Annotated in this window: 8 protein-coding genes; 2 read left to right on the top strand and 6 right to left on the bottom strand. The window is 68.5% G+C overall.

Annotation, left to right across the window (positions count from 1 at the left end; all coding sequences use genetic code 11):
* The 4 genes from VJ655_RS09875 to VJ655_RS09860 all read right to left on the bottom strand — a co-directional run.
* On the bottom strand, nt 1–2716 hold a 2716-nt coding region (locus VJ655_RS09875), incomplete at its 3' end, for a beta strand repeat-containing protein (RefSeq protein WP_414646966.1).
* Between the two features lie 352 nt (nt 2717–3068).
* Nucleotides 3069–5393: a beta-glucosidase BglX gene (bglX, locus tag VJ655_RS09870; RefSeq protein ID WP_324110889.1), complete on the bottom strand. Its 2325-nt coding sequence runs from the start codon at nt 5391–5393 to the stop codon at nt 3069–3071.
* 70 nt (nt 5394–5463) lie between these two features.
* Complete coding sequence (locus tag VJ655_RS09865) at nt 5464–6810, bottom strand: dicarboxylate/amino acid:cation symporter (protein WP_324110888.1); 1347 nt, start codon at nt 6808–6810, stop codon at nt 5464–5466.
* 107 nt (nt 6811–6917) lie between these two features.
* Nucleotides 6918–7712: a DUF2306 domain-containing protein gene (locus VJ655_RS09860; RefSeq protein WP_324110887.1), complete on the bottom strand. Its 795-nt coding sequence runs from the start codon at nt 7710–7712 to the stop codon at nt 6918–6920.
* Nucleotides 7713–7842: 130 nt separating this feature from the next.
* Here VJ655_RS09860 and VJ655_RS09855 point away from each other — a divergent pair, with 130 nt between their 5' ends.
* Together VJ655_RS09855 and VJ655_RS09850 are read left to right on the top strand one after the other, a co-directional pair.
* Nucleotides 7843–8847 carry an AraC family transcriptional regulator gene (locus VJ655_RS09855; RefSeq protein WP_414646965.1) on the top strand — a complete coding sequence of 335 codons (1005 nt, stop codon included), beginning with the start codon at nt 7843–7845 and terminating at the stop codon, nt 8845–8847.
* Nucleotides 8848–8933: 86 nt separating this feature from the next.
* Nucleotides 8934–10070 carry an acyltransferase gene (locus tag VJ655_RS09850; RefSeq protein ID WP_324110885.1) on the top strand — a complete coding sequence of 379 codons (1137 nt, stop codon included), beginning with the start codon at nt 8934–8936 and terminating at the stop codon, nt 10068–10070.
* On the opposite strand, the gene VJ655_RS09845 is transcribed toward VJ655_RS09850, so the two are convergent.
* Entirely contained in the window at nt 10067–11197 is a 1131-nt protein-coding gene (locus VJ655_RS09845) for an HlyD family secretion protein (RefSeq protein WP_324110884.1), read from the bottom strand. The two genes, VJ655_RS09850 and VJ655_RS09845, sit on opposite strands and share 4 nt — an antisense overlap.
* Nucleotides 11194–11781, bottom strand: a complete 588-nt coding sequence (locus tag VJ655_RS09840) for a TetR/AcrR family transcriptional regulator (protein WP_324110883.1) — start codon at nt 11779–11781, stop codon at nt 11194–11196. Before VJ655_RS09840 ends, VJ655_RS09845 begins: the two co-directional genes overlap by 4 nt.
* Between the last annotated feature and the right edge of the window lie 13 nt (nt 11782–11794).

Here is an 11794-nt window from a genome sequence, read left to right as displayed (position 1 = left end):
CGACCTGGGTGTCGGAGAGATCGCCGATGTCGGCGACCGTCAGGCCCTTCAGCTGAGTGGCGTTCACGCCCTTCATCTGCGTGGTCGTCAGGGCCGCCGTCTGGGTGGCGTCCAGCGCCGAGAAGGCCGTCGCGTTGATCGCGCCCACTTGCGTCGGCGTCAGGGCGGCCACCTGGGTGGCGGCCAGCTCGGCCACGTCAGCGGTGGTCAGACCGCCCAGTTGCGCGGCCGTCAGGCCCTTGACCTGCGTCTCCGTCAGCGCGCCGACCTGCGTCGCGTCCAGCGCCGAGAAGTTGCTGGCCGAGAACGCGCCGACCTGGGTGGCGCTCAGCGCGGCCAGCTGGGTCGTCGACAGCGCCTTGACGTTCGTCTGGCTCAGTGCGGCCAACTGCGAGTTGGCGAGGGCGCCAATCTGGGTTCCGGACAGTTCGCCGATATCGGTGGTCGTCAGACCGCCGATCTGCGTCGTCGTCAGACCCTTCAGCTGCGTGCTGGACAGCACCGAGACCTGGGTCTCGTTCAGCGCCGACAGGTTGGCGGGCGACAGGGACTTGATCTGGTCGGCGGTCAGAGCGCCGATCTGGGTTTCGGACAGCTCGCCCACGTCGGTAGCCGTCAGGCCGCCCAGCAGAGCCGAGGTCAGACCCTTCATCTGGGTCGTCGTCAGAGCGCCAACCTGGGTGGCGTCCAGCGCCGAGAAGTTGGTCGCCGACAGCGCGCCGATCTGGGCGGTCGAGAGGGCGGCCAGCTGCGTCGTGGCCAGTTCGGCCACGTCGGCGGTCGAAAGACCCTTCAGCTGAGTGGCCGTCAGACCCTTGACCTGGGTCTCGCTGAGGGCGGCCACCTGCGTGGCGTTCAGGGACGAGAAACCGGTCGCCGTCATGGAGCCCAACTGCGCCGCCGACAGAGCGGCGAACTGGGTGTCGGCCAAGTTACCGATGTTGGCGGTGCTGAGGCCAGACAGCTGGGTCGCCGTCATCCCCTTGACCTGCGTGGCCGTCAGGACGCCGATCTGGGTGGTGTTCAGCTGGTTGAAGTTGGTGGACGAGAGCGCCCCGATCTGGCTGGACGAGAGTCCGCCGATCTGGGTCGTCGTCAGTTCCTGCACCTGGGTGGTCGCCAGCGCGCCGACCTGCGCCGAGGTCAGGGCCCCGACCTGCGTCGCCGATAGCTCACCGATGTCGGTGGTCGACAGACCTTTGATCTGGGTCGTCGTCAGACCCGCGATCTGGGTGTTGCTCAGCGCCGCCACCTGGGTCGAGCTGAGGGCCGACAGATTGGTGGTCGACAGGTTCTTCAGCTGGTCGACCGACAGCGCGCCGATCTGGGTTTCGGACAGCTCACCGATGTCGGTAGTCGTCAGACCCTGCACCTGGGCGGTCGTCAGACCCTTCAATTGGGTGGCCGACAGCGCCGCCACCTGGGTCGCATCGAGATTCGAGACGTTGGCGGCGCTCAGCGCGCCCAGTTGGCCCGCCGTCAGGGCGCCCACCTGGGTTTCGGACAGCTCGCCGATATCCGTCGCGGTCAGGCTCTTGAGCTGCGTCGTCGACAGACCCTTGATCTGGGTGGTCGTCAGCGAGCCGACTTGCGTGGTGTCCAGCGCCGAGAAGGCCGTGGTGGTCAGGGAGCCAACCTGCGAGGCGCTCAGCGCTCCCACCTGGGTGGCGACCAACTCACCGACGTCAGTGGCGTTCAGCCCCGCCAATTGGGCGGCGGTCAGGCCCTTGACCTGCGTTTCGGTCAGCGAACCGACCTGGGTGGCGTTCAGCGCCGAGAAGTTCGTGGCGCCCAGCGCGGCGATCTGCGTCGCGGCCAGCACGGACAGCTGACCGGTCGAGAGCTGCTGAGCCTGGGACGGAACAAGAGCGCCGATCTGCGCGGCGCTCAGGGCTCCAACCTGGGTGTCGGCCAGTTCGCCGATGTCGGTGGTGTTCAGGCCCTTGATCTGGTCGACCGAGACGCCCTTCATCTGGGCGGTCGACAAACCGGCCACTTGCGTGGCGTTCAAGGCCGAGAAGTTGGTCGACGACAGCGCGCCGAGTTGGACGGTCGAGAAAGCCCCGAGCTGAGCGGCCGACAGCTCGCCGATATCGGTGGTGTTGAGGCCCTTGATCTGGGTGGAGGTCAGCCCCGCGACTTGGGTGGTGCTGAGGGCGCCGACCTGGGTCGCATCGAGCGCCGACAGGTTGCCGGCCGAGAGGGCGGCGATACGGTCGGGCGCCAGGGCCGCGACCTGCGTGGCGGCGAGCTCAGCGATGTCGGCGGTCGAAAGACCCTTCAACTGGGTGGCGGTGAGGCCCTTGACCTGGGTCTCGCTCAGTTGCCCGACCTGGGTGCCGTCCAGGCCCGAGAAGTTGGTGGCCGACAGCGAGCCGATCTGCGTCGCGCTGAGGACCGCGATGTGGGACGTGTCGAGCGCGGCCAGCTGGGTCGAGGTAAGGGCCGAGACCTGTTGGCTGGAGAACTGCGTAAGCTGGGTGACGTCGAAGACCACCGACGTGGCGAACTTCGGGATCTGTGTCGCGGTGAGCGACTTGACCTGGGTCGCGGTGAGCGCGGCGACCTGGGTGTCGACGAGCGCGCCGACGCCCGTCGCGCTGAGGGCCGCGACCTGGGTTCCGCTAAGCGACTGGATGTCCGTCGTGGACAGACCCTGGATCGCAGTGATGGAAAGCGCCGAAATCTGGGCGGCGGAGAGACTCGAGATCGGCATTCATCCATCCTTGCTGGCAGACGCGCGCCCTTAGCGCGTCAAAAAGCAAATGAAAGACGCCCCCCAATGCAGCGTCTCGCGCCAAGCCAAACTATGGCCCGATGAAGGTAACCTTATTTCCTTTCCAACTCCTTTCAACGGGACAAGCCGACGCAGCGCACGGCCGTCACCACGGCCCTTTTCCAGACGCCGTCGGCCAGGGCTTCCGCTCCGGAATAAAGTCTTTCTGGACAAGAGCCTGGCGAAATCCTGACCTTCAGCATACGGCCAGGTCCACGCATGATTTCGCCTATCAGGCGACTATCAAAGACAGTCGAAAGTTCAGTTCTGGCCCTATTTTCGCGCGTTTCGTCTAGCGCACCCGATTCGGGTCCTGGCCCGAATTGGCCGCCAGAAGCTCGAAGCTCGCCATGAGACCGTCGGCCGAGGAGTTGGCCAGCCACACGTCGAATACGCCCGGCTCGACGATCCAATAGTCGTTGTCGCCGACGAACATCAGGTTCTCCCGCCGCAATTCGAAGCGGACCTCGCGCTCGGCGCCCGGCGCCAGGGAGACCCGCTGGAACCCCTTCAGCTCGCGCACCGGCCGCGTACGGCTGGCGACCCGGTCGCGGATATAGAGTTGAACCACGTGATCACCGTGGATCTGGCCAGCATTGCGCACCTTGGCCGTCACGTGCAGGACCTCGTCCCATCCCAGCTTGTCGGCGCCGAGGCGCAGGTCCGAGACGGCGAAGGCGGCATAGCCGAGGCCGAAGCCGAACGGATAGAGGGCGTCGTTGCGGATCGAGCGCCAGCGCGCCTTGTACTCCTGGGCGTTCGGATCGGCGGGCGCCGGCCGGCCGGTCGTGCGGCCATTGTAGAAGAACGGCTCCTGGCCGCTGTCGATGGGAAAGCTGACCGGCAGGCGCCCCGAGGGGTTCACGACGCCGAACAGCACGTCGGCGACGGCGTTGCCCATTTCGCTGCCCAGGAACCAGGTGGCCAGGATCGCCGGCGCGTCGCGGACAGCGCCTTCCAGCGCCAGGGCCCGACCATGGCGCAGCAGGACGACGACCGGCTTGCCCGTGGCGGCCACCGCCTCGGCCAGGCGTTGCTGGACCGGCGGGATGCGGATGTCGGTGCGCGACTTGGCCTCGCCGGTCATGTCCTGGCTTTCGCCGACGGCCAGCAAGACGATGTCGGCGGCCTGGGCGGCGGCGACAGCCCGCTCGATCCCGCCCACGATCGCCGCCTCGACCTCACAGCCCCGCTCGACGATCAGGCTGGCCGGGTCGGCCAATTGGGCGCGCAATCCCGCGGCGAGGTCGACGTTCAGGCTCCTGTCGGCGAAGAAGCCTCCCCAGGCGCCCAGCACGTTGTCCCGATCATCCGCGAAGGGCCCGATCAGCGCCAGACGCTTCCCAGACTTCGGCAAGGGCAGCAGGGCCGCGTCGTTCTTCAGAAGTACGATCGAGCGCGCCCCCGCCTCCCGGCTCAAGGCCCGGGCGGCCGGCGTGGCCGTGTGCCAGGTCTCGGCCTTGGGATCCAGCGAGCGATAGGGATTGTCGAAGAGGCCGATCGCCTCCTTCAACGCCAGCACCCGGCGCACTGCGGCGTCGATCACGGCCATCGGCACGGCGCCCGAGGACACCAGCTCCGGCAGGTAGCGGATGTAGAGACCGCTCTGCATGCTGATGTCCACGCCGGCCAGGATCGCCAGGCGGGCGGCGTCGCGGTCGTCGACGGCGTAGCCGTGAGCCACCAGCTCCTGATCGGCGGTGTAGTCGGAGATGACCACGCCCTTGAAGCCCCACTCTCCGCGCAGCAGGTCGGTGAGCAGACGCTTGTTGGCGGTGGCCGGGATTCCGTTCACGTCGTTGAAGGCCGACATCACCGTCATGGCGCCCGCCGCGAAAGCCGCCTGGAACGGCGGCAGGTGCACCTCGCGCAGAGTGGCTTCGGATAGTTCGACGGAATTGTATTCCAGGCCCGCCGTCACGGCGCCGTAGGCGGCGAAGTGCTTGGGCGTGGCCAGCATGCTGTCGTCGGCCTTCAGGTCCTTGCCTTGGAAGCCGCGCACCCGGGCCGCGGCCATGACCTCGCCCAGAAAGACGTCCTCGCCAGAGCCTTCGGCCACCCGCCCCCAGCGCTGGTCACGCGCGACGTCGACCATCGGCGCGAAGGTCCAGTGCAGCCCCGAGGCCGTCGCCTCGAGCGCCGCGGCGCGGGCCGTGCGCTCGGCCAGGTGCGGGTCGAAACTGGCGGCCTCGGCCAGGGGGATCGGGAACACAGTGCGGAAGCCGTGGATCACGTCGGCGGCGAACAGCAGCGGGATCTTCAGGCGCGAACCTTCGACAGCGGCCTTCTGGGTGTCCAGCGCAGCCTGGGCGCCGACGCCGTTCATCAGGACGCCGATCCGCCCAGCCTTGATCTCGGCGGTCAGGGTCTGAGCGTTGCGGATGTTGACCAGCGGGTTCATGTCGCCGATCGGCGGCCGGATCATGTCGGCGAAGCACGACAGCTGGCCGGCCTTCTCTTCCAGCGTCATCTGCGCCAGCAGAGCCTCGATACGATCTGAAGCGCGGGCGAAGGCCTTGGGCGCGGTGACAGCGAGACCCGCCAAGGCGGCGGCGCCCGACAGGAATCCCCGCCGGCTCGGCCCGACGGGGCCGCCGTTCGCCGTCTTCAGAACCATGGAATCCCCCGGGACGCTTTACGAGGGCGGCAAACTCGCCGCTAAAGCGCCCCGGCGCAACCGCGCTCGCCTATTCCGCCGCGATCAGCCCGGCCTCGGCTGGAACGCGAGCGGCGTTGTAGACGTCGAGATCCAGGATCCCTTCCCGCTTGGCCACGATAGTCGGGACCAGAGCCTGGCCGGCGACGTTCACGGCGGTGCGGCCCATATCCAGGATGGGGTCGATCGCCAGCAGCAGGCCCGCCCCTTCCAGCGGCAGGCCCAGGGTCGACAGGGTCAGGGTCAGCATCACCGTCGCGCCGGTCAGGCCCGCCGTCGCGGCCGAGCCGATCACCGAGACGAAGACGATCAGGAAGTAGTCCGACAGGCCCAGGTGCACGCCGAAGAACTGGGCCACGAAAATCGCCGAGATCGCCGGATAGATGGCCGCGCAACCGTCCATCTTGGTCGTCGCGCCCAGCGGCACGGCGAAGGCGGCGTAGGCACGCGGCACGCCCAGGCTGGTTTCGGTCACCGCCTCGGTCACCGGCAGGGTTCCGACCGACGAACGCGAGACGAAGCCCAGCTGGATCGCCGGCCAGGCGCCCCGGAAGAACTTGATAGGATTGAGGCCGTTCAAGGCCAGAATGGTCGGATAGACGACCAGCAGCACCAGGGCCAGGCCGACATAGATCGCGCCGGTGAAGGCGCCCAGCTGCCCCAGGGTGGTCCAGCCATATTGCGCCACGGCGTTGCCGAACAGGCCGACGGTGCCGATCGGCGTCAGGCGGATCACCCACCACAGCACCTTGCGCACGATGGCCAGGGCCGAGGCGTTGAACTTCAGGAACGCCTCGCCCGCCTCGCCGACCTTCAGCGCGGCGAGGCCCGCGACCAGCGAGATCACCACGATCTGCAGCACGTTGAACGACAGCGAGGTGGTGGCCGCGCCGGCGTCCGAGATCTTGGTCGAGGCAGCCAGCCCCAGGATGTTGCCGGGCACGAGGCCGGTCAGGAAGTCGAGCCACGAGCCGTGGGTCTTGGGCGCCTTGGCGGCGGCGGCCTCGACGCTCGTGTGCAGGCCGGGCTGCAGGATCAGGCCAAGCACGATGCCGATCAGCACCGCGATCAGGGCGGTGACGGCGAACCAGAACAGCGTGCGCCAGACCAGGCGGGCGGCGTTCTGCAGCTGGGCGATGTTGGCGATCGAGGCGACGATGGCGGTGAACACCAGCGGCGGCACCAGGGTGCGCAACAGCTGGACGAAGATCGCGCCGACTTGGTGCAGCGTCTCGGCCAGGGCGTAACCCGCCTGCCCTTCCGCCGGTCCCAGGTTACGGGCCAGCAGGCCAAGCCCCAGACCCACGACCATGGCGGCCAGGACCTGCACGCCAAAGCCGCTGATGAAGCGGCTGCTCTTGGTTTGGGCGGCGGCCATGCGCGTTCCTCAAGAAAAGTTCGCCTCTAATGTCGGCCGCATGACTGGGAATTACGACCGCGCTTTTTCGGCAAGCCCCTTCAGGAAAACTGAAACGGCCGCTGTGCCTAAAGTCGCGGCAGCCACATCCCAATGGCCGCGAAGAGGCCGCCCACCGCCGTCGCCAGGGTCATGACGACCATGCCGCCGGCCATGGCGAACTGGGACACCGCCCCGCCCCGGTCGCGGGCGAGCAGGTAGAGCTCCAGGATAGCGAGCGGCGCCAGGACGTGGGCGAAGGCCAGGACGATGTCGAATGGCCCGTCGAACGCGTCGGTGTGGCCGACCGGTCCTCCGTTGGCCGCGAACCACAGCATCATGCCCAGGCGATAGAAGAAGACGCCCAGCATCAGCACGAAGGTCCGCAGCGCCCAGCGTCGGTGCAGGTCGAACCGCCGTCCCAGGGCAAAGCGGAGCGCCAGGACAGCGCAGATTATCAGCAGGATCGCGTTCAGGGTGTTGCCGGCCGCCATGTAAGGGCCGGCCACCGCTCCGCGGGTGAAGGCGATGTAGAGGCCAGAGGCCGCGATCGTGAAGGCCACGGCGACAAAGACTCGGCCGTTCCAGCGATGAAACCCCGGCGCCCTCGCTCGCAGCGCCGGAACCAGTTGCATGGCCCCGGCGAACGTCACGAACACCGCCAGCAGCAGGTGGACGCCCAGCGCCAGATTGCCCGCCGTGTCGCCGGGGTTATAGCCGTGCCCGTCCGGCAGCACCGCGTTCCAGCGGCTCCAGTTTCCGGTCGCGGCGCCGACGCCGTAGAGGCCGACGATATAAATCCCGAAGGCCCACAGGCCCGCGACGAGGGCGGCGAACCAGGCCGCGACCGACAGGCTCAACGCCCGGGCGGCGATCGTCTTCATACGCAAATCCACTTCCGGCGGAACATCCCTCTGAACTGAGGCTAGGCGCCGACGCCGAGCGGAGCCATGACGCGCGGGGCCACGAACTTGACCTCGGCGATCACCCTGCTACCGCTCGGGCATGACGAGCGTGGCGCAGGCGACCGTGTCGGGTGGGTTCTTCAGGGCCCTGCTGGATTTCACCGTGTCGCTGGGCGCGGACCGTGACGCCCTGCTTGCTAGCACCGGCGTGCGCGAGGCTGACTTCGCCGACCAGGACGCCCGAGTCCCGCTGTCGGCCTACAAGGCGCTCTATCGCGCCGGCCAGGACATGGCCGGCGAGCCTGCCCTGGCGTTGAAGTTCCCCGAGGCCACGCGCTTCGAGCAGATCTCGATCGTCGGCCTGATCTGCCAGTCGGCCGACACCATGGGTGGGGCGCTGAAGCAGCTGAACCGGTTCTCGCGCCTGGTGGTCGAGGTGGACGGCGTCTCGGACGGCCCGCGCTTCCAACTGGTCCCGCGCGACGACGGCCTGTGGCTGCAGGATCGCTGCGCGGTCGACGACTTCCCCGAGCTAGTCGAGGCGGCGCTGGCCCGCTTCACCTGCGAGATGGCCCGGCACTATCCGGATTTCACCTTCGTCTTGGCGGCGCACCTCACGCGCCCTCGCCCGGCCCACGCCGCGGACTACCCGCTGGTCCTGCGCGCCCCGGTGACCTTCGGCGCGGCCTGGAACGCCCTGAAGATCGAGCCCTCGTGGCTGAACCTCGCGATCCACCGGCCGAACCGCTACGCCTTCGGCATGTTCAACAGCCACGCCGACGCGTTGCTGAAGAGCCTGGAGACCTCCAAGACCACGCGCGGTCAGGTCGAGGCCTTGCTGATCCCGCTGCTTCACACCGGCGAGCTGGCCATGGACGACATCGCCAGGTCCCTCGGCCTGTCCCGCCAAACCCTCTATCGCCGCCTAAAGGCCGAGGGCGTCAGCTTCGACCAGGTTCTGGACCGGCTGCGTCACAGCATGGCCGAGACGTATCTGGAGAAATTGTCGGTCAACGAGACCGCCTATCTGGTCGGCTTCTCCGAAGCCAGCGCCTTCTCCCGCGCCTTCAAGCGCTGGACCGGGGCCAGTCCGCGCAGCCGCCGGCAAGGTTGAGAAAACCTTCCCCGCACAACTTCGCGTGAGCCCCTCGACAGCGTCCCGCGGACAAGCTGCAACTGCTTCCTAGCAAGGGGGCGAACATGCGGATAGCGGACTATGCGAACGCGACGGCTCTGGCCGGGACGTCCGCGACGAAATCCGCGCGGGCCGTCGGGCCGGATCTGCTGCGCGCCCTTGCCGTGCTGATGGTCATGCTGTGGCACCTGCCCAAGGCGGCGCGGGTCGGAGTGTTGCCCGATGTCTGGCCATGGGGCTGGCTGGGGGTCGATGTCTTCTTCGTGCTGAGCGGCTATCTGATCGGCGGCCAGTTGATGGCGAAGATGGCGCAAGGTCGCCGGATCGATCTGGCGGACTTCTACCTGCGGCGGGCCTTTCGCATCCTACCGGCCTTCCTCGTAATCCTGGCGCTCTACCGCCTCGTCCCGACCATGCAGGAGGGCAAGGCCATGCTACCGGCCTGGCGGTTCCTGACCTTCAGCATGAACTGGGGTCTCGACGGCAAGGCGACCGGCACGTTCAGCTCGGCCTGGTCGCTGTGCGTCGAGGAGCACTTCTACCTGCTGGCGCCGCTGGTGCTGCTGGCCCTGCGCGGCCGCGCCCGCTGGATCGGCGCCGCCCTGGCCGGGCTGATCCTGGTGGGCGGCATGGCGCTGCGGGCGGAGCTGTATCTCGCCGCCCCCGACGCGCCGTGGAACATCTATCTGGCCCGGCTCTACTATCCGACCTGGGTGCGGTTGGACGGGCTCTTGCTCGGCGTGCTGCTGGCGGCGGCCCGAACATTCCACCCGAAAGCCGTGGCCCGCTGGCTCCCCGCGTGGGCGGCGCTGACCACCGGCCTCCTGGCGCTGGCCGGCGCGCTGATGGTGATCAAGGACAAGGGCGTGGTCCTGGACCTCGCCGGAGCGACCTTCGGCTATCCGTTGTTCTCCCTGGCCGTCGCCCTGCTGCTTTGCGCCGCCATCGACGCCGAGCCGTGGCTGTCGAAGATTCCCCTCCCCGGCGTCGCCACGTTGGCGGCGCTGTCCTACAGCCTCTACCTCGTCCACAAGCCGGTCTATGCGCTGGACAAGGTCTGGCTGGGGGCTGAGGCTCTGGCGGGCTGGCCCGCCTTGGCGCTCTACGGCTGCACCGTGCTGACAGCGGCGCTCGCCCTGCACCACGGCGTCGAGAGGCCGTTCCTGGCCCTACGCGACCGCGTGCTGACCAAGCGTCGCTAGCGTTTCAGCCGCACTTTCACGGTCGTCGACAAGCCTGGGCGCAGGCGCGCGACATCGGCTTGGCCGGGATCGATGCGGATGCGCACCGGCACGCGCTGGACGACCTTGGTGAAATTGCCCGTGCCGGGCTCGAAGGGCAGCAGCGAGAACTGGGAGCCCGAGCCGGGGGCGAAGCTCTCGACGTGGCCCTTCAACCCCTTGCCGCCCAGGGCGTCGACCTTGATCGTCGCCTCCTGGCCCGGAAGCATCCGCTCGACCTGGGTCTCCTTGAAATTGGCGACGACGTAGAGCGCCCTCATCGGCACGATGGTCATCAGCCGCGTACCGGGCTGGACATAATCGCCAGGCTCGGCCTGACGGTCGCCCACAACACCGTCGATGGGCGAGCGGATCAACGTGTGGTCCTGGTCCTGACGGGCCAGCACGAACGCGGCGCGCGCCCTGGCCACCGCTGCGTCGGCTTGAGCGAGGTTGGCGGAAAGGGTCGCTCGCTTGGCGGCGGTGACGGCGGCCTGGTCCTGGCTGACCGCGAACTGGGCGCGGGTGCGATCGGCGGCCGACTGGGCCCCGACGGCCGCGGCGCGGAAGCGCTCCACATCGCGGCGGGCCACCGCGCCGCTGTCGGCCAGGTCCTCGTAGCGCTTGCGGTCGGCCTGGGCGCGGACGTTCTCGGCGTCGGCGGCGGCGATCGCCGTCTGGGCGGCGCGGATGTTGGAGCCGGCCAGGCGCTGCTCGGCGTCCAGCGAGATCAGGGCCGCGCGGGCGCTGGCGGCGGCGGCCTCGGCGTTGGCGATGTCGGCCTGGGCCGAGGCGACGCGCGCGTCGAACTCCTCCGGATCGATCCGCACCAGGGGCTCGCCCCGCCGAACCGTCTGATTGTGATCGACCAGCACCTGGGCGACCAGGCCCCGCACCTTGGGCGCCACGCTGGAGCTGTCGGCCTGGACGTAGGCGGCGTCCGTGGAAACCGAGCTCTTGGGCATGGCGATCACGGCCGCGCCGGCGCCGGCGACCAGGATGGCGCCGCCCACGGCCAGCAGGGTCTTGCGCGAGAACGACGCCTTGCGCGTCTCGACGCGGGGCTTGGTTTCAGCACCGGTGGCGCCTTCGAAAGTGGCGTCGGTCATTGGGCGGCCTCCAGGCCAAGGCGCCGCTTCAGATGCGCGCGCGAGCGTTCGAGAATGGAGTCTGAGCGGTCGGGATCGGGTTCGGCGCGAGCCAGGGTCAGAGCCCCGACCAGTTCGGCCAGGGTGGAGCTGGCTTCGTCCTGGGCGTGCTCTCGTCCAAGGGCGACCAGGTGCGCGGCGATGATGTCGGTCAGATGAGCCACACCCCGGGCGTAGCGCTCGCGCGCGGCCTCGGACAGGCGTGGGGCGTCGACGGCCAGATAGGGCAACGGACAACCGCCATCCCGCGTGTCGCGATGGCGGCGCGAGAGATAGAGGTCGATATAGCCGCCCAGCGCCTCCCGGGACGGCTGACCTTTCATGGTTCCCAGCCGGGGGCCGGCCTCGAACATGTGAGCGATGGCCTCGGCGACGAAGGCCTCCTTGGACGGAAAGTGGGCATAGAAGCCTCCGTGCGTCAGGCCCGCGCGGGCCATGATCCCGGCCACGCCCAGACGGTGCAGCCCCTCCTCCCGGATCGCCTTGGCGGCTTCGTCCAGAACGCGCTGGCGGGTCTTCTGCTTGTGCTCTGCGTCGTAGCGCATGCTTGCGCCCTCC

This window comes from Caulobacter sp. (assembly GCF_035254145.1).
GTDB lineage: Bacteria > Pseudomonadota > Alphaproteobacteria > Caulobacterales > Caulobacteraceae > Caulobacter.
The sequence above is the reverse complement of the archived record's forward strand: the minus strand, read 5'-3'. Positions and strand labels throughout refer to the sequence as shown.